Source organism: Dolichospermum lemmermannii CS-548 (assembly GCF_028330815.1).
Taxonomy (GTDB): Bacteria; Cyanobacteriota; Cyanobacteriia; order Cyanobacteriales; family Nostocaceae; genus Dolichospermum; species Dolichospermum lemmermannii.
The window spans coordinates 1-18754 of sequence record NZ_JAQMTJ010000066.1; the positions used below are offsets into that span (position 1 = coordinate 1).

Consider the following 18754-nt stretch of genomic DNA (forward strand, 5'->3'; position numbering starts at 1 on the left):
AATAAGGGTTGAAATCAGCAAAAACCTATCACTTGACCAGATTCAATACTATTCTTCTCTTCTTCTAATTCTTCCTCCTGACTCCTGACTCCTGACTCCTGACTCCTAGCCCTCACAGACAACTTTTTCAGCACCCCCTATGTAGCCATTTATATAAATTTTATGCTGCGGTTTTATGAAACCTCGAATTATTGTTTGCGGCTTAGGGCGTACCGGATATAAAATATTTCGGTTACTGAGAGAACATGGGGCTTTAGTAGTAGGTATTCATCGCAAACCCGTTGCTGGTGAAACTGCTGCTAATGTAATTGTTGGTGAGTTACAGGCAGTTGCCACTTTGCAAGCAGCGGGAATTACCGAAGCACATACTTTAGTAATTGCGACTTCTGATGATGCCCTAAATTTATCAATCATGATGCAAGCACGGGTACTTAATCCCCAAATTCGGATTATTAACCGTTTTTATAATACGAATTTAGGTGAACGTCTTGATCAAACTTTGTCAAATCATTTAAGTTTGAGTGTTGTGGGTTTAGCCGCACCAGTATTTACCTTTGCCGCTTTAGGAAACAAAGCCATTGGCCAAATTAAATTACTTGAGCAAACTTGGCCAATTCAAGAAGAATATATTCACGAAAATCATGCTTGGAAGGGTAGAAAAATTAGCTGTTTATGGGAAGATCCAACGCGAATGCTGATTTATTATGTCCCTATCCAAGGGAAAATGAATGTAGTTTCAGCAGTGTTATTAGATCAACAATTAAAAGTAGGTGATCGCTTAATTATTGGCACTCAACCCCGCATTCGTCCACAACGTAAATCATTTATTAGAAAATTAATCAAAGCTTTTGCTAATATTAGGGAATTTCAGAAACACGCCCAATCAGTTGTCGGCATGGCAATAGCTTTATTAGTAATTATTTTACTCTCTACATTTACCTATGTTGCTAGTAAGCATAATCTCTCTTTTGTTGATGCTTTATATTTTGCTGTCGGCATGATTACAGGGGCTGGTGGTAATGATAAAGTCGTAGAAAATGCCCCTGATAGCATCAAATTATTTACCGTTGTCATTATGCTAATTGGGGCTGTGGTAATTGGGCTTTGGTACGCTACGCTGACAGATTTTATCCTGGGTAGTCGCTTAAAACAATTTTTAGACGCAGCGAGAATTCCCCAACATAATCATTATATTGTTTGCGGTTTAAGTGGTATCGGCATTAGAATTGTTCAACAATTACATCTGAGTGGCCATGAAGTAGTAGTAATTGAAACAGACGCTAATAATAGATATGTGACTACTGCTAGAGGTATGAGTATTCCTGTCATCCTTGCTGATGCCAGTTTTCGCGCTACTCTACAGTCAAGTAATATCAACACAGCTACCGCAGTTTTAGCTGTCACTAGCAATGATGCTACTAATTTGGAAATTGCTCTCAAAGCTAAGGCTTTAGCACCAAATATTCCTGTGATTGTCAACTATGCTGATCCCGATTTTGCTGGTATAGCACAACAGGTATTTGACTTTGAAGCTGTACTCAGTCCCGCTGAACTAGCTGCCCCTGCCTTCGCTGCTGCTGCCCTAGGTGGTAGGATTATTGGTAATGGCATTATTGCTGATAATTTATGGGTAGCTTTTGCCACCACAATTACACCAATACACCCTTTTTGTGATGAGTGGGTGAAAGATGTGGCCAAGTTGGCGGATTTTGTGCCTTTGTATGTGGAAATCAACCACGAAACTGTACAAGGCTGGGATTTATTAGAAACGATTCTCGCCCCTGGAGATGTTTTGTATTTAACCATGCCCGCTAACAGGTTAAATCAGTTATGGCGAGAAGAAGGAAAAGGTATTGGAGTTTAATTAATTTTTATGGCAAGATAGTTCTTCCTCATCAGTTTCAATGATATCAGATTCTCAGCCGCAAGTCAACCCCCTTTATCTATAAAATGCGAAATTTTTTTCTTTTTTTGGGAATTATGTTATGCCTACGGCACGCTGCGCGTTAACGAAGTTACTCTGAAAGATGCACGCGCAAAGGCGCAAAGGTTGAATTTGCTCACCTGTTACCTATTTGTAGGATGATAATGTAGCACTTGTACAGTGTTATTGCATTCCCAAATAGGAAAATAGCGTGTCAATTCAAGAACATAAAATTACGGTAGATTCTTTAGAATGGTTTTATCGGGAAGCTGAACCGATTGGGAGAACTGATTTAATCCCTGTGTTATGCTTACACGGGTTAGTTTCTCAAAGTTATAGTTGGAGAAATGTTATTCCCAGTTTAGCAGCACAGGGAAATAGAGCGATCGCACCTGACTGGATTGGTTACGGATTTTCCAGTAAACCAGAAAAACAGGATTTTGCTTATACTCCAGACGCATTTATCACAGCTTTGGAAGGATTTGTTAAAGCCTTAGAATTAGAAAGATTTTCCTTAGTTGTCCAAGGATTTTTAGGTTCAGTTGGGTTACAATATGCCTTACGTCATCCTGAAAAGATTGCTAATATAGCGATTTTAAATACACCAATTTCTACTTCTGCCAAAATTCCTTGGAAAATCAAACAAATGGGTTTACCATTGGCTGGAGATATCATTACCCAAGATCCTTTGTTGGTTGATAGAACATTGGAAGGTGGGAGTCGTTACCGCATTGAAGATGAAGATTTAGATATTTATAGAAAACCATTTTTGAAAAGTTCTGCTTCTGGGAGAAGTCTCCTCACCACAATTCGCAATTTCCAACTAGAAAAAGCGATGATAGAAATAGAAAATGGCTTTAAAGGATGGCCACAACCTATTTTAGCACAATGGGGAATGATTGATCCTTGGTTATCTGTAGATATGGCGGAAACTTTCGTTAAATCTGTCGCCAATGGTGAAATAATTAAACTTAATAATGTGGGACATTATCCCCAAGAACATTATCATGAAGTGATTTTACAGGATTTACTCTCATTTGTCCGGCGTTCCCAATCGAATTAGTTATAAACCTGTGTTTCTTGTTCTCTGCTATCCCTCTTTTATGTATTTCTGAGAAGAAGGATAGTAAAGTCACATGATATATTACTTTATAGCAATTCCTATTCAAGTGAGGTAAAAGAAGTAATAATTAAACGCAGATAAACGCAGACAAACGCAGATGTTTTTGTACTTCTTTAGACGAGGAAATACTATATCAGTTTTTGATCTGCACATTCAAAATCTTTTCTACCTATTTAAAATAATGATTGAACAATATAAAAATCAACAACATACCATCTTTCATGGTGATGCTATTAGCATTTTATCAAATCATATTCCTTCAGAATCAGTAGATTTAATTTTTATCGATCCTCCCTATAATATAGGTAAGAAATTTGGTAATTTCCATGATAAATGGGAATCAGAAGCAGAATATATAAATTGGTCATATCAATGGCTTGATGAATGTATTCGCATTCTCAAACAAAATGGTACAATTTATGTGATGACAAGTACCCAAGCAATGCCTTATTTTGATATTTACTTGAGAAAAAAATTAACTATTCTCAGTCGCATAATATGGCATTATGATAGTTCTGGAGTTCAAGCTACAAAATACTTTGGTTCAATGTATGAACCTATTCTTCATTGTGTCAAAAATAAAAATAATTATATTTTTAATGCAGATGATATCAAAGTTGAAGCAAAAACAGGCGCACAACGTAAATTAATTGATTACAGAAAATCAGTTCCTACTCCCTATAATACAGAAAAAGTACCCGGTAATGCTTGGTATTTTCCTCGTGTGAGATATCGCATGGAAGAATACGAAAACCATCCTTCACAAAAACCAGAGTCATTATTAGAAAGAATTATTTTAGCAAGTAGCCATGAAGGAAGCTTAATACTTGATCCTTTTGCTGGAACTTTTACAACTGCTGCTGTAGCTAAAGTTTTAGGTAGGGAATCTATCAGTATTGAACTACAAGAAGAATATCTAAAAATTGGGTTAAGAAGGGTTTTAAAAATGGCAGAATATAAAGGAGAAAAACTCTTACCACCACAGAAAAACCATAATATCAAAAATAAAAATGGTAAAAAAGTAGATTTAGATTTTATCCAAGGGAGTATCTTTGATGCAAATACTACAGCATGATTTCACGAAAACAATAATTAATATTCTTAATAAATATTTTCCTGGAGATGGAGATATCATTTTAAACAATAGTCAATTATTACAATACATCAATCTTAAAACTAAAGCTGCAAATCGTGGTTCAAAATCAAGAGCCAGCTTTGCTAATCATTATGCTATATATGTTTTAATTGAAGATTATTTGCAAAATAACTTTCATATACAGAATGGCTATGAAGATTATGAAGGCGCACAATATACTACTCTATTAATGAGACAAAGAGAACTACCTTTTGGAAGGAAACTTCAAAATCATGCTCTAAATCATCGTTTAAATGAAGAATTTAAAAAATATTTTCGCACCTCAGATTATTTACCAATAATAAGAGATTCAACAACAAATAGATATTGGATTAATGAAAATCTTTTAAAAATCGAAATTGGTGAGCAATTAATCAATATTTCTGAATCTGTTAAAGATATCATTGATGCTTATATTCAAGCCAGAATGAAATCATTCAATGAATTCATGATTTATTGTCAAAAAATGATGGAAATTCAAAATCAGTCATCTGAAGCAGCAATTGAATTTATTAGAAGTCTATTAAAGCCAAATGTAGATGCTAGAGTATTTGAAATTGTGAGTTATGCGATTTTAAAACAGTATTATGCAGAACAAAAAATATACTGGGGTTGGTCACAATATGAACTAAATGTTGATCATTTGATTTTGTATAAGACTGGACGCACAAATGCAAATGATGGTGGGATAGATTTTGTTATGAAGCCTCTGGGAAGGTTTTTTCAAGTTACAGAAACTTTAGATACGGGAAAATATTTTTTAGATATTGATAAGGTACAAAAATATCCAGTTACTTTTGTAATCAAAACTGAGGATGAAGTTGAATATTTACTCAAAAATATTGAGGAACAAGCCAGGATAAGATATCAAATCAAAGCTATTATTAAGAAATATATGGAATGTATAGAGGAAGTGATAAATATTCCAGAGTTAATACTTCGTTTTAATAAAGTCTTAGATTTTCAAAGGGGTATTCAAGTAATTGAAGAAATAGTTTTACAAAGTCGAGTTGAGTTCAATATGGAAGAAGAAGTAGTTGAGGATGAAATATGATGATGATAAATATAAGATTTACACTTCTTAACCTACCTGCATCCTTGCTGTAAAATCACCATAACCTGATAATGAGAGTAGATGCAATCATTTGTAAATTGATGAAGGTAGGTTAGGATTCATGGCTTATTCGTGGTTTAAAGCATTTCATATTATTGGCTTTGTGGTTTGGTTTGCGGGGTTATTTTACCTAGTGCGGTTGTTTATCTACCACGTTGAAGCGAACCTTGAACCAGAACCAGCAAGAACGATACTGAAAAACCAGTATCAAATCATGGAAAAGCGTCTTTACGATATTATTACCACTCCAGGTATGTGCGTAACGGTAGCAATGGCCATTGGAATCTTATCTACAAACATGGAACTGTTACAAGAACCTTGGTTACATTTCAAATTAGGGTTTGTAGGGATTTTAATTGGCTATCATTATTACTGTGGAAGATTAATGAAGCAGTTAGCAGCGAATGAATGTAAGTGGACTGGTCAAAGTTTACGCGCATTAAATGAAGCACCAACACTTTTATTAGTTGTAATTGTGATGTTGGCGACATTTAAGAATAACTTACCAACGGATATTACAGCTTGGTTAATTTTTGGTTTAGTGATTTTCATGGCTGTGAGTATTCAACTTTACGCCAAAATCCGCAGACGCAATCAAGAAAAACTGACAGCAGAATTAAATCAAATTCCCCAAGGGTAATCATGTATTTCTTCCTTTGCGCCTTTGCTTCTCTGCGCCTCTGCGCGAAACAAAAACAATGATATGATTATCGAACACTGCCAGCTTGACAATCCCGTAACCATAGTTTAACACCTTGAGCGATCGCCCCGTTACTACTATTTCTCGGTGGTGCGATAGGTGGTTTGACTGGATAACTACCGTCTTGGGTAAACATCATTACCACAGTCCAACCAATGTTCGTTTTTGTCAAAAATAGCCTGTGAAATTCTTGTAATTCCACAGGTTTTTTGTGGATATATGTCCGTTCTAGGGTAGTAAAGAAAACCTGTTTTACTCCTTCGGCGTTATACTTATCCCCATTATCAATACTTGGATTTAATGGTAAAGGTTCAAACTCTGGTTTACCAGCAGCTAAGATATAGGAAAAAGTATCAACACTCCGTTTCAGAATACGCGCACGCTGGATAACACGATTAGTATAGCTAGGTAAATCTAACATTAGCTGAGTTGTCAAAGTTTCTAAACTTTGCTCAGAACAAGAATTACTAATTTTGGGATTTACAGGTTTGGGAGGAATATTTTTAGCATAAGCGGAGTAATGAAATCCAGGAGAAATAAACAGCCAGCAATTACAGGCTATCAAATATAAGCACCAAAAAGCAGGAGAGAAATTTACTTTCTTCTTCCTTTTGCTTTTTTCCTCTGGAATTCCTAAACTACAGTCAGGGTTTAGCATTGCTCATCTTTGCTACAATTGGTGTCTAATTAACGTAAAACGTAAAACCGATTTGATTCAAATATTTGCTCGTTATTAATTTACTCCCAACAAAGGCAAAAAAATAGTATTAAGGAGGTTGACAATTGATTTTGAATTTGTTATCATGAAGATGACGAGGAAGAACTATCTTGATAATCAGATTATATCTTCAACTCCTCTAAAATCTGATTCCAAGCTAACTCAGGAACAGCCGCCGCAGTAATGGGACGACCGATAACGAGATAGTCTGCACCCGCTGTGATAGCTTGAGAGGGAGTGAGCGATCGCTTTTGATCTCCCTTCTCAGCCCATGTTGGCCGCACCCCTGGACAAACCAGCAAAAAGTCTTTTTCACAACTTGCTCTTAATTGTTGCACCTCTTGGGGAGAACAAACGACCCCATTTAAACCAGAATTCTGTGCCAACAGTGCCATTTCTAAAGCAAATTCTGGCAATTCTAAAGGTATTTTTAAATCAACCGCCAATTGTCGCGCCGAAATACTGGTTAACAAGGTAATAGCGATTAACTTAGGTGGTTTTGTCCCGGCTTTTTCCGCCCCAATTTGCACCGCTTCCGCCGCAGCTTTTAAAGCATCATTACCACAAGTTGCGTGAATTGTCAATAAATCCACCCCATAACCAGCCGCAGCGCGACAAGCACCGGCGACAGTATTGGGGATATCGTGGAATTTCAAATCTAGGAAAATCCGCTTTTCTTGAGATTTGAGGATTTCCAGAATCTTGGGACCAGTGCTAGTAAACAACTCCAAACCAACTTTCCAGAAAGTGACTTGGGGAAGTTTATCAACAAGAGCGATCGCACTCTCTAAATCTGGTACATCTAAAGGAACAATTATTTTTTCATCATTCATAATTCTGGTTATTACTTATTACATATTATCCAATTTATTATACTTTAATAGCGATGTTTAATATGACTACTTTTGAGTAGTTTAACAATTAGATTTACTTAATTAAAGCCTACAAGTGTTTAATAACATATAAATACTGTGTAATAGAGTACAACAAAAATTTTGCTCTTAACCCTGTTATTTCCTTAATTTATAAGTTTAAATTATATATATTTGGAAAATAGTTTAAATATTTCTATTCTGGAAAAATTAATATAACTTCATATTTATATTTTCTTAATATTTTATTGAGAATAATTTCTATTTATCAACGATCTTGCAATAGTTTCAGCGATTTGGTAAAATTTCATAATTTAGGCGTAGTATATCAATTTTCTAAAATTGTAGGAAGTACAATCTGGAAATCCTTTATTTATAGGTATTTGAGAAATAGGGAAAGTGAGGACGGGGAAAATATTCAGGAGTGATAGAGAATTTTTTGGACAAATTTAGAAATACCTTGATGTAGTTTTGTAAAGCAACGTCAAGGGTGGGTTGACAAAATAGACAGTTTATGATAACGGAATCAGCAAAGATATTAAAATCATGCTAACGATAAAAATTTTAAATAAGATAAATAAAAACATCAAAGTCATTCTTATTTTTAGACAGGGAATAGATTCCCTGACTGACTCTGGAGTGCTGATAGCTGACAGCTACTTTACCAACCGCACAAAATTCTTCTTACCCACCTGTAACACCTTATCATATAAATCATCAGGTGTAGAAAAACTTAAATCCGCATCAGCAATCTTATCACTATTTATCCTCACTCCACCCTCCTGAATTTTCCGTTTACCTTCGGCTGTACTTTTACATAAACCGGTAGCACCTAAAATAAACGCTAATTTCGCCGGAAATTGAGGAACAGCAGCCAGAGAAAATTCTGGTAATGCTCCCTCCTTCCCACCACTTTTTGCCGCCTCCTTCGCCTCATTAGCCGCTTGTTCACCGTGATACTGACGGACAATTTCCCAGGCTAAAAATTCTTGGGCGTGGCGCGGGTTTTCTGGCAGACCATCCAAAGATAAATCTGTGAGCAGTTCAAAATACTGTGACAGTAAATTATCTGGTATACCTTGAAGTTTTTGATACTTTTGGGAAGGATGTTCACCCAACCCCACATAATTACCCAAAGACTTAGACATTTTTTGGACACCATCAGTCCCAATTAAAATTGGTAATAACAGTCCAAATTGAGGTTTTAGACCAAAATGACGTTGTAGATCTCGTCCCACAGCGATGTTAAATTTTTGATCAGTCCCTCCCAATTCCACATCAGCTTCCACAGCCACAGAATCATAACCTTGCATCAGTGGATACAGGAACTCATGGAGAAAAATAGGACTCTCTTGTTTATAACGTTCCGCAAAACCTTCCTTAGCCAACATTTGTCCGACCGTCATTGTGGAAAGTAACTCCAAAGTTTTCCCCAAATCTAGACGGGAAAGCCATTCTGAGTTATAACGGACTTCTAACCTACCGGGAGTATCAAAATCTAAAATAGGACGGACTTGGTCAAGATAAGTTTGGGCATTTTGTGCCACATCAGCTTCCGTAAGTTGACGACGCACCTCAGATTTACCAGTAGGATCACCAATTCGGGCAGTAAAATCACCAATAATCAGTACCGCTGTATGACCAGCATCTTGAAAAGCCCGTAATTTCCGTACAGGTATACTATGACCCAAATGAATATCTGCCCCAGTCGGGTCAATACCCAGTTTAATCCTTAACGGACAGTCAGAATTGAGTAACCGCTTTTCCAAACTTTCCGGATCATTATCACCATTATGGGGAAAAATTTCTGCCACACCACGATGCAACCAAGAGAAACTTTGCGTCATACTAAGAAATTCGCTATTAACTATACTTTCCACTCTAAAAGTTAAGTTTGTTATGTTCACAAACCAATTATCTGTTCTTTTTCCTGTCAGATTACTATAATTGCAAAAAATTAACTGTCTTTTTCCATTTAATGAATTACATTTAAATTTACAAGTGAGGAAGTGAGATCGCCGTGTCGTCTAGGACTTTTGCAAACAAACAACCACAAGAGAAGGATTCATCTGGATTTGAGTTTTTTAAAGGAGTCGGTCAGATAACTGGGGGTACGCTGCTATCCATGACACTCTTAACAAGCTCTATTGTGGCGGGAACACTGGTAGGTTTAGCCATTAGTTTCCGTAATTTACCAGATGTTAGACAAATAAAAAACTTTTTCCCCTCGGAAACAACTTACATATACGATATAAAAGGCAAACTTTTAACTGGCATCCACGGAGAGGCTAACCGAGAAGTAGTACCATTAAATAAAGTTTCCCCCAACCTCAAACGCGCAGTTTTGGCCAGTGAAGATGGTCACTTTTACGATCATCACGGGATTAATCCCACTGGTGTTGGCCGTGCCGTCATAGTCAACATGGTAGCAGGTGGCGTAAAAGAAGGTGGTTCTACCATCACCATGCAGTTAGTAAAAAACTTATTTTTGTCTCAAAAACGGGCATTTACGCGGAAGTTAGCCGAGGCTGTCCTAGCAATTCGGTTAGAGCAAATCCTCAGCAAAGAGGAAATTCTAGAAATGTACCTCAATCAAGTTTATTGGGGTCATAATAACTACGGTGTGCAAACAGCAGCCCGCAGTTATTTTAATAAATCAGCAGAATATTTAACTTTGGGTGAATCAGCTATGATGGCGGGTTTAATCCAAGCACCAGAAGAGTTTAGCCCTTTTGCCAGTATGAAGTTGGCTAAACAGAAACAAAAGGAAGTTCTGGGGCGAATGATCGAATTGAATTGGATTACCCAAAAAGAATATGATGATGCCCTGAAACAACCAATTAAACTGGGTAAAATCAGGTCTTTTCAAGGTAGTGCCTCACCTTATATTACGAATACTGTAGCCCAAGAGTTGGCGAAAAAATTTGGACGTGATTCTCTGCTCAAAGGGGGAATGCGCGTCCAAACTACGGTTGATGCTAAATTCCAAGCAATGGCCGAAGAAACCGTTAGAGATTGGCATGAAAAGCTTCAGTCTCAAGGGTTGAATAAGAATCAAATGGCCTTAGTGTCAATTGATCCCCGCACCCATTTTGTGAAAGCCCTTGTCGGTGGTGTAGATTACAAAGCCAGTGAATTTAACCGAGCTACACAAGCTCAACGACAACCAGGCTCTTCATTTAAACCATTTGTTTACTATACCGCCTTTGCTACTGGCAAATATGCACCAGATAGCACAGTGATAGATGCTCCAGTCAGCTACCAAGATGGTAATAATAGGTACTTCCCAAGAAACTATGATGGTGGCTTTGCCGGAGCGATGTCAATTCGCAAAGCCCTCGCTCAATCTCGAAACATCCCAGTGATTAAACTTGGTAAATCGGTGGGGATGAATAAGGTGATTGAAACCTGCCGGACATTAGGAATTATGAGTCCCATGGAACCTGTTACCTCTTTACCTTTGGGTGCTATTGGTGTCACTCCCCTAGAAATGGCCAGTGCCTATGCTACCTTTGCTAATTATGGCTGGCAGTCACCATCTACTGTAATTGTGAGAATTACAGATAGTGCTGGTAACGTGATTCTCGATAATACACCCAAACCTAAACAAGTTCTTGACCCTTGGGCATCAGCAGCGACTATTGATATCATGACTTCAGTAATGACCGAAGGTACGGGAAAAGGTGCTGCTATAAATCGCCCCAGTGCGGGTAAAACAGGAACTACATCCTCAGAAAAGGATATTTGGTTTGTAGGTACTGTACCCCAACTAACTACTGCTGTTTGGGTGGGTAGGGATGACAGTAAACAGTTGGCTAGTGGGGCAACCGGTGGCGGCATGGTAGCTCCCGTTTGGCGAGATTTTATGACCAAAGCACTCAAGGATGTACCTATAGAAAAGTTTAAGCCTCCTTCTCAGTTTCCCCGTCCCAAATCAAATTAATTGGTTAGTTGTCCGTTGTCCGTTGTCAGTGGGAGAAAGAATTTTCCCACTGCCTCCCCTGTTCCCTGTTCCCAGTCATTTTGTTTGTTCCAATTCCGCTTTCATCCTTTCTAATGTCACGTTCATTTGTCCAAACATTTGCTGTGGAGTTACCCCAAACTGACCTAGTTGAGTTTTTAGTTGCTCTATGGTCATTTGCGCCATGAAATCCTCTGATAGCTCGAACCGCTTCATAAAGACGCGATATCTGTCCATCATGGATTCCATTTGCTCAATAAACAGCTTTTTGCCCTCGCGGTCAAATTTGCCGTAGCTGTTGCCAAGCTGAATCAGTGCTTGATAATCTTCAAACAATTGCTTGGCTTCTTGCTGGACTATTTCCGAGTCGAAGAATCCCATTTTGCTTTTCTTTAACTGAGTGCTATGACTTCAGTAGCTTCAAATTTTGTCTCTGTTCCCATTTTAGTGTAGAAGATTCATCTAGGGAAACTACTTCGGTTCAAGTAGGAGTTTTTACCGAAATTTCACTACTTGACTTCAAGTGGATAGAGTTAGGGGGGATGTTAATGAAGTTTGGTTGATAAAAACTTACCTAAGAAAGAAGCAATACTCAAGGCTTTGGACATTGATTGAGGATTAACTGTTTCATTGACTTGAATTGGCAAAAGGGCAGCGTATTTTAAAGCTAGTGGTTGTTGAGGATTAATTTTTAATGCTTGACGGATGTAGACTTTACTCATGCCTATAAATTTCTGGTGAAAATGGACTACTCCCAGTAGTGCGTAGTAATCACTGTTAGTTAGGTCTAATTTAATAGCATCTCGCAGTTCTTTTACTGCTAAGTTCCAGTTTTCCTGATTATAATATTCTACGGCTCTCTCATAGTAAGCTTGAGCATAGTTTATTGGCTCTGGTTTGAGAATTGTGCTTGAAGATGAGGTGTCTGGAGGTCTCTGGTCTTCTTCTTGGGGGATGATAGATTTAGATTGATTAGCCAGTGGACTGTTTGGTTTTTGGTGTGATAGATAGACTATATTTAACGTACTTAATTGCTGTGTTATGTGACATGACTGAGGTAATGAATGATATTGCTCATACCCATAGGATGTAACTACGTCTTCGTAAAATAATTCTGCTTCTTCAGCAGACATTGTTGATATTGCCTGAATGGTAGAAACTTTGATAGCACTGACTTTCTGTGGATCTAAAACTTCTGCTTCTGAGCGTAGTAAATTTATTGCATTTAAGCGTTTTTTTGTCTGATTGAGTTGTTCATAAGCTGGATTAATCAATTGTGTAAATACTGCTTGAGCTAATTCCTGATCTGGTTGGTTATGCTTGATATAGTTATCAGGATGTAGCAACTTTGCTAGAATATAATACCGTTTACTGATTTGACGTTCATCAGCATTCACTGACACCCCTAGCACAGCGTAGGGATCAAAAAGTAGGTTTAACCATTCTGTTGATAGAGAATTGAGCGACATCATATCATTATTTACAAATTAATCTTGACTATTACTGAATTTTATCTTAAAGTTCCATTCGATATTTTGAGCATGACTGTCAAGCAAGCAATAATTCTATATTATTACAAAAAAAGGGAAGAGGGAAGAAGGAACAGATAAGAAACTAAAGTTTCACCAATTCAAAACTTCAGTCAAAAAAAAGATGTTTTTAAAATATACGTAGCCCAAAAAAAACAGTTTCATTATTTCAATTTCATGTTTTTAAACATGAGTTTTCTCTGTTCTCTGCGATGCACTGAGCTTGTCGATAGCGAAGCGTGGTGTAAGCCATAGTGTTGCCCGTTCCCTGTTCCCTCTGAAGAATTAATCAGTTCATGAATCCAGTAGAATGGCTATAGATAAAATGATCTTAACTAAACGAAAAAGCCGGACTATTGCTGCTATTTTAGCCTTTTCTGGCACATTAACGATTTCGGGTTTACATAAATTCTACTTGGGACAGCCACTTTGGGGAATACTGTATGTTCTGTTGTCTTGGACACCGATTCCCAAGGTAGCTTGTGCTATTGAAGGGGTTTGGTATTTAACTCAAGATGAAGAAACTTTTGATCGGTATTTTAATTTGGGTGAATCAGTAATGAAGGTATCAACCCAAGTTGGGAATCAAGTAGAATCAGTTGCTAATGCTTTGCGTGAGTTAGAAACACTCCGTCAAGATGGATTAATTTCTGAATACGAGTTTGAGAAAAAACGTCGGCAAATGTTAGATCAGATTTAGGTAATTGGTAATTGGTAAGTGGTAATTCGTAAAAGGATCAGGTTAAGAATGAATAAGTGGCTACCTTTAAATCTGAAATTGCAAAAGCTTCGCGCCAAGCTGCTGAATAATCCTTATTATCGTTTACAGTCGGGGGAAGAGGTACAAATGGCCGCTGAATTGGGTTTGGGTATTGATGCTAATCAAGCCACTGTGGATGATTGGCTGCGTTTACCTGGGTTGTCAATTCACCAAGGGCGATCGCTTGTGGAACTTTCTCGCGCTGGTGTGATATTCTATTGTATCGAAGATGTGGCTGCGGCTTTGGGTTTGCCAGTACAACGATTAGAACCGCTCAAGCCTTTGCTGAATTTTAATTATTATGATCAAAATTCCCTCGATAAACCCCAGCAAGTTAACCCTAATACTGCTTCGGTAGAAAGTCTTGCCAAAATCCCTTTTATAGATTTATCCCTAGCACAGACAGTTGTGGAAAACCGTCTGGCTGCTGGTTCTTACCGGAGTTTAGCAGATTTTCAACAACGTTTAGAATTATCTGGGGATGCGATCGCTCAGTTGATGTACTATTTGCGGTTTTAGTCAGTGGTCAGTTGTTAGTAGGGGCGAAGCATTTGGAAGATAAATTATCGGTCATTGCCAAAAATAGTTCTCCAAATGCTTCGCCCGTACAGTGGTCATTTGTCAGTAGGGGCGAAGCATTTGGAAGATAAATTATCGGTCATTGCCAAAAATAGTTCTCCAAATGCTTCGCCCGTACAGTGGTCAGTTGTCAGTGGACTAGATTAAGCCGATACGGTCAAGAGGCCAGAAGCGAAATGTAGCACGACCGATGACGTTTTGACGGGGGACAAAACCCCAATAGCGAGAGTCATTACTATCATTGCGGTTGTCTCCCATGACGAAAAATGCGCCTTCCGGGACTTTGATTTCTGGAAATGGGCTATTTGGTGGTTCAGCAATGTAGTCTTCTGTTAAGGCTGTACCGTTGAGGTAAACTTTGCTTTGAGCGATGCTAATTACTGCTCCTGGTTCACCAATTACCCGTTTGATAAAGGCTTGGTTTTGAGAATATCCGCGTCTTTGTAATTCTGGTGGTGAGTTAAAAACGACGATATCGCCGATTTTAGGAGGATGAATCCGGTATGATACTTTTTCTATGACCAAGCGATCGCCTGTGTGTAAAGTAGGGTACATTGATTCTGATGGAATCAGGCGTGGTTCAGCGATAAATGTCCGAATTAGCAGAGCTAAACACAGGGCAATAGTTATTAAAACTAAATTTTCCTGCCAACCACTCCAGATTTTTGTTTGTGAAGAAGCATCTTTTATATCACTTTCGTGAGGAGTCATAGTTAACAGTGTAAGGGGGATAGAGGAGTAGGGGAGGCAGGGAGCAGGGAGAAGATGTTTCCCACTGACAATGGACAACGGACAACGGACAACGGACAACGGACAACTGTACGGGCGAAGCATTTGGAGAACTATTTTTGGCAATGACCGATAATTTATCTTCCAAATGCTTCGCCCCTACTGACAACGGACAACGGACAACGGACTAATGACCATTATCTGATTTAGCGGTAATGACTTCTGTGGGACGGAGGACTTTTTCACCTAAATGAAATCCGCGACGGACAATTTTAGTGATTGTTTGGTCTGGGATATCTGTTCTTTCTTCCCGATCAATGACGCGACATAAGTTAAAATCTGGTTCTGTGCCTTCTTGTAATTCTATAGGTAAAAGTTGGCGCTTTCCTAAAACACCGAGAAACTTGCGATTAACTGCACCTATGGATCTGGGTAAGCGTTCGATAAATTCTGGACTAGGATTGGGATTGTTTTCTAGATAGTCTAATAAAGCTTCTAAGGCATCAGCAACTTCTAAAAGTTCCCAGAATAAATCTTCTGTTTGGGCTGTAGTTTGGGTTTGCTGTTCTCTCAAAGACTGCTGTAATACTACATTATCTTTTTGCAGAATGCCGAGTTTTTGGACGAGTAATTCTCGTAATTCTAAACTAATTAGATAGTTTGGGGATAAGTCAGGCACGGGAAATCTCTTTAGATAGCACAGTTAGAATTTTGTTAGCCCAAGTGTTAATTTGGGAATGAGGATGATTACTCAAAAGCGTTTCCGCAGTAATTACCGCTTCCCGCAGTTGTTTTTTTTGGGCAAAATTTTCAGCTTTCTGACTAGCTTGTTTGAAGCTATCAACTATCATCATGGGGTTTTCTTTTTACAGCTACTAGGAATTTTCAACTCCTGATCTATATCTAATTTATTTTCCCGTTTTTGTAATTCGGCGTTAGCGGCAACGATTAATTGCCAATTAGTAGGTTTACTACAAAACTTGCCAGCAATACTACTAAGAGTATCTCCTGATTTTACGGTATAAGTGGCTAGTGGTGACGCTGGTTTAGGAATGACAGGGGTAATTACCTGGGGACTGAGATTAGGAGTAGTAGTAACTGTAGGTTTAGGAACTGTTGCGGTATATATAGCTGTTTGCAGGGCAAAAAAACTACCTCCTACACCGATAGTAATACCAATCATCAGCATTAAGATAGCGATGCCTGTTGTCCAGGATTTTGGCTGCTGGGGTAATTCTGCCAATGAGCGAATTAGAGAAACATCAGTATCACAATTAGGACAAATGTTGCCCTCAATTCCTTGATACCCGCAAACAGGACAATCAACTTTAGTTTTGGTGTTCATCGCGTAAGTCCCGTGATAATACTATGACTGGGTAATTCTTGATTTAACCAATGTTGCACATCTGGTTTTAATTCCCGCTATAAATGATCTACCTCATTACTATCACTACTGATGGCTGCATTTAACATCCGAGAGAGTTTGTCAGACATGGCATTAGCTTCAGTAGGGGCAACGGCTTTGGCTTGTTGGATAGCGAGAATACAACCTTGTACTAACTGGACTTCATCAGGTAAATTGCGAATTTCTCTTCTGGTTTCTTGACTGTGATCCTCCATGGAGGAGATATTATTAGTATTAATAGCAAATTGTAATTCTTGACTCAAGTTTTGTAGTCGTTCTGGCTGAAGTTCAGGAATCATATTCTAATTCTTGATAGATTTTCTCATCTACCTGCCCCCTTGAAAAATTACAACTTACTTTCACAAAGGGATTATTTTTTAACCGACATTCCACACTCATAATCTAGTATGACCCTTTTCAAGAATTATTCTTAATAAGGTTCAAAATCTTACGTATTAAAGCTTAAAGTATTTGATAAAATATGTATTTTTAAAGACAATAAAAATAAAACTAAGGAAATATTCGCATATTACAAAATGAAGTGCGGAATATGGGATTTAATTATTAATGAGAACTTAACTAAAAATCCGTCAACCAGTTCTAACCCTTGAGTAACCAAACCCGATAAAAATGGTCGGGTATGTTTGACGTGGATTTTGCCTTGTGCTAGTATCATTCCAAAGTTGACGGATACCCAGGGAACGCAAAATTATGACTCAGGCGATTACAAACCTCAACCAAGCCAACACTTCTATTCTCAAGGCTTTGAAGTGTAAAGAATGTGGAGCAGAATACGAACTTAAAGCCACTCATGTATGTGAATTGTGTTTTGGACCGTTGGAAGTCAAATATGATTACAATGTGCTGCGGAGTTTAGTTAGTCGAGAAACTATTGAAGCTGGTCCCAATTCTATCTGGCGCTATCGTCACTTTTTGCCAGTTGCTACAGATGATTATATAGATGTGGGAACAGGAATGACTCCCTTGGTGCGTTCCCACCGTCTTGCCCGTCGCCTGGGTCTAAATAAACTTTATATTAAAAATGATGCCGTCAATATGCCCACCCTGAGCTTTAAGGATCGGGTGGTGTCAGTTGCCCTCAGTAGAGCAAGAGAATTGGGTTTTACGACTGTTTCTTGTGCTAGTACAGGTAATTTAGCAAATTCTACCGCAGCGATCGCCGCCTACGCTGGTTTAGATTGCTGTGTATTTATCCCTTCTGACTTAGAAGCTGGTAAAGTCATCGGTAGCTTGATTTATAGTCCTACCCTGATGTCAGTCAAAGGCAACTATGATCAAGTTAATCGTCTTTGCTCAGAAGTTGCCAATACCCACGGTTGGGGTTTTGTGAATATTAACCTGCGTCCTTACTACTCTGAAGGTTCTAAGACATTAGCCTTTGAAGTTGCAGAACAACTAGGTTGGCAATTACCAGATCATATAGTTGCCCCTTTAGCTTCTGGTTCTTTGTTTACCAAAATCTATAAAGGTTTCCAAGAATTTGTCGAAGTTGGTTTGGTAGAGGATAAAGATGTTCGCTTTAGTGGCGCTCAAGCGGAAGGTTGTTCCCCCATTGCGAAAGCTTTTAAAGAAGGTAGAGACTTTATTCAACCAGTTAAACCTAACACAATTGCTAAATCCATTGCGATTGGCAACCCTGCCGATGGCGTATATGCTGTAGAAATCGCCCAAAAAACCAATGGTAATATTGAATCAGTTAATGATGCCGAAATTATCGAAGGTATCAAACTATTGGCAGAAACCGAAGGTATCTTTACCGAAACCGCAGGTGGTACAACCGTTGCTGTTCTTAAAAAATTAGTAGAAGCTGGCAAAATTGATCCAGATGAAACTACAGTGGTTTATATCACTGGCAATGGTTTGAAAACCCAGGAAGCAATTCAAGGCTACATTGGTGAACCTTTAACAATTGATGCCAAACTAGACAGTTTTGAACGGGCTTTAGAAAGATCCCGCACACTTGACCGCTTAGAATGGCAAGAAGTTACAGTTTAATCCTTTCACCAAATAGAACGAAAGGCACGGAAGCCACTTGGCAATAGATGTGTGGAGGAAGTGCCAACGGCGAATTTATTCGCGGTGACATGATAGAATTAATTAGCAAGTAGGAATAACCATCAGCGCAAAGAAGTGTTTTATTAAGGAGAAACCCCTGATTTATCTCGTCTCGGCATAGCTGTAGCC

At 38.3% G+C, this 18754-nt stretch carries 21 protein-coding genes; 10 read left to right on the forward strand and 11 right to left on the reverse strand.

Annotation, left to right across the window (positions count from 1 at the left end):
* Positions 1 to 175 precede the first annotated feature (175 nt).
* The 5 genes from PN450_RS03830 to hemJ all read left to right on the forward strand — a co-directional run bounded on the left by PN450_RS03830 (position 176) and on the right by hemJ (position 5936).
* The gene (locus PN450_RS03830; RefSeq protein ID WP_148760148.1) at positions 176 to 1864 is read left to right on the forward strand and encodes a potassium channel family protein; all 1689 of its coding nucleotides are present in this window, start codon (positions 176 to 178) and stop codon (positions 1862 to 1864) included.
* Between the two features lie 271 nt (positions 1865 to 2135).
* On the forward strand, positions 2136 to 2987 hold the full coding sequence (locus PN450_RS03835; RefSeq protein WP_271835471.1) for an alpha/beta fold hydrolase: 852 nt from the start codon (positions 2136 to 2138) through the stop codon (positions 2985 to 2987).
* Between the two features lie 241 nt (positions 2988 to 3228).
* Positions 3229 to 4122: an adenine-specific DNA-methyltransferase gene (gene yhdJ / locus PN450_RS03840; protein WP_271835472.1), complete on the forward strand. Its 894-nt coding sequence runs from the start codon at positions 3229 to 3231 to the stop codon at positions 4120 to 4122.
* On the forward strand, positions 4103 to 5236 hold the full coding sequence (locus PN450_RS03845) for a hypothetical protein (RefSeq protein WP_015083227.1): 1134 nt from the start codon (positions 4103 to 4105) through the stop codon (positions 5234 to 5236). Before yhdJ ends, PN450_RS03845 begins: the two co-directional genes overlap by 20 nt.
* Before the next feature lie 121 nt (positions 5237 to 5357).
* Entirely contained in the window at positions 5358 to 5936 is a 579-nt protein-coding gene (gene hemJ / locus PN450_RS03850) for a protoporphyrinogen oxidase HemJ (protein ID WP_148760141.1), read from the forward strand.
* Positions 5937 to 6003: 67 nt separating this feature from the next.
* Here hemJ and PN450_RS03855 read toward each other — a convergent pair whose 3' ends face one another.
* The 3 genes from PN450_RS03855 to tyrS form a co-directional block, all read right to left on the reverse strand.
* A complete protein-coding gene (locus tag PN450_RS03855; protein ID WP_271835473.1) occupies positions 6004 to 6654 on the reverse strand; it encodes a hypothetical protein in 651 nt (216 codons plus the stop codon).
* A 182-nt stretch (positions 6655 to 6836) separates the two neighbouring features.
* Complete coding sequence (pyrF, locus tag PN450_RS03860) at positions 6837 to 7547, reverse strand: orotidine-5'-phosphate decarboxylase (protein ID WP_271835474.1); 711 nt, start codon at positions 7545 to 7547, stop codon at positions 6837 to 6839.
* A 695-nt stretch (positions 7548 to 8242) separates the two neighbouring features.
* Positions 8243 to 9433: a tyrosine--tRNA ligase gene (tyrS, locus tag PN450_RS03865; RefSeq protein WP_174783190.1), complete on the reverse strand. Its 1191-nt coding sequence runs from the start codon at positions 9431 to 9433 to the stop codon at positions 8243 to 8245.
* Between the two features lie 173 nt (positions 9434 to 9606).
* On the opposite strand from tyrS, the gene PN450_RS03870 reads away from it, so the two are divergent.
* Complete coding sequence (locus tag PN450_RS03870; protein WP_148760133.1) at positions 9607 to 11529, forward strand: transglycosylase domain-containing protein; 1923 nt, start codon at positions 9607 to 9609, stop codon at positions 11527 to 11529.
* Between the two features lie 75 nt (positions 11530 to 11604).
* Here PN450_RS03870 and PN450_RS03875 read toward each other — a convergent pair whose 3' ends face one another.
* Positions 11605 to 11928, reverse strand: a complete 324-nt coding sequence (locus tag PN450_RS03875) for a DUF1825 family protein (protein ID WP_148760129.1) — start codon at positions 11926 to 11928, stop codon at positions 11605 to 11607.
* Positions 11929 to 12092: 164 nt separating this feature from the next.
* Entirely contained in the window at positions 12093 to 13019 is a 927-nt protein-coding gene (locus PN450_RS03880; protein WP_334311477.1) for a J domain-containing protein, read from the reverse strand.
* 385 nt (positions 13020 to 13404) lie between these two features.
* Here PN450_RS03880 and PN450_RS03885 point away from each other — a divergent pair, with 385 nt between their 5' ends.
* The 3 genes from PN450_RS03885 to PN450_RS03895 all read left to right on the forward strand — a co-directional run bounded on the left by PN450_RS03885 (position 13405) and on the right by PN450_RS03895 (position 14562).
* Positions 13405 to 13776, forward strand: a complete 372-nt coding sequence (locus PN450_RS03885) for an NINE protein (RefSeq protein WP_168697473.1) — start codon at positions 13405 to 13407, stop codon at positions 13774 to 13776.
* Positions 13777 to 13824: 48 nt separating this feature from the next.
* Positions 13825 to 14355 carry a ComEA family DNA-binding protein gene (locus PN450_RS03890; RefSeq protein WP_271835475.1) on the forward strand — a complete coding sequence of 177 codons (531 nt, stop codon included), beginning with the start codon at positions 13825 to 13827 and terminating at the stop codon, positions 14353 to 14355.
* A gap of 75 nt (positions 14356 to 14430) precedes the next feature.
* Positions 14431 to 14562, forward strand: a complete 132-nt coding sequence (locus PN450_RS03895; protein ID WP_271835476.1) for a hypothetical protein — start codon at positions 14431 to 14433, stop codon at positions 14560 to 14562.
* On the opposite strand, the gene lepB is transcribed toward PN450_RS03895, so the two are convergent.
* The 6 genes from lepB to PN450_RS03925 form a co-directional block, all read right to left on the reverse strand.
* On the reverse strand, positions 14554 to 15126 hold the full coding sequence (gene lepB, locus PN450_RS03900; RefSeq protein ID WP_015083240.1) for a signal peptidase I: 573 nt from the start codon (positions 15124 to 15126) through the stop codon (positions 14554 to 14556). The genes PN450_RS03895 and lepB overlap by 9 nt on opposite strands.
* A complete protein-coding gene (locus PN450_RS03905; protein ID WP_271835477.1) occupies positions 15107 to 15313 on the reverse strand; it encodes a hypothetical protein in 207 nt (68 codons plus the stop codon). Before PN450_RS03905 ends, lepB begins: the two co-directional genes overlap by 20 nt.
* Before the next feature lie 18 nt (positions 15314 to 15331).
* Positions 15332 to 15823, reverse strand: coding sequence for a nucleotide exchange factor GrpE (locus PN450_RS03910; protein ID WP_148760123.1), 492 nt, complete (start codon positions 15821 to 15823; stop codon positions 15332 to 15334).
* On the reverse strand, positions 15816 to 15998 hold the full coding sequence (locus tag PN450_RS03915) for a hypothetical protein (RefSeq protein ID WP_148760121.1): 183 nt from the start codon (positions 15996 to 15998) through the stop codon (positions 15816 to 15818). The genes PN450_RS03910 and PN450_RS03915 overlap by 8 nt, the downstream gene beginning before the upstream one ends.
* Positions 15995 to 16489, reverse strand: coding sequence for a LysM peptidoglycan-binding domain-containing protein (locus tag PN450_RS03920; protein WP_271835478.1), 495 nt, complete (start codon positions 16487 to 16489; stop codon positions 15995 to 15997). The genes PN450_RS03915 and PN450_RS03920 overlap by 4 nt, the downstream gene beginning before the upstream one ends.
* A 77-nt stretch (positions 16490 to 16566) precedes the next feature.
* Complete coding sequence (locus PN450_RS03925) at positions 16567 to 16848, reverse strand: hypothetical protein (RefSeq protein WP_210422279.1); 282 nt, start codon at positions 16846 to 16848, stop codon at positions 16567 to 16569.
* A 412-nt stretch (positions 16849 to 17260) separates the two neighbouring features.
* On the opposite strand from PN450_RS03925, the gene thrC reads away from it, so the two are divergent.
* Positions 17261 to 18565 (forward strand): threonine synthase, encoded by a 1305-nt coding sequence (gene thrC, locus PN450_RS03930; RefSeq protein ID WP_148760117.1) that lies wholly within the window; start codon positions 17261 to 17263, stop codon positions 18563 to 18565.
* The last annotated feature ends 189 nt before the right edge of the window (positions 18566 to 18754 follow it).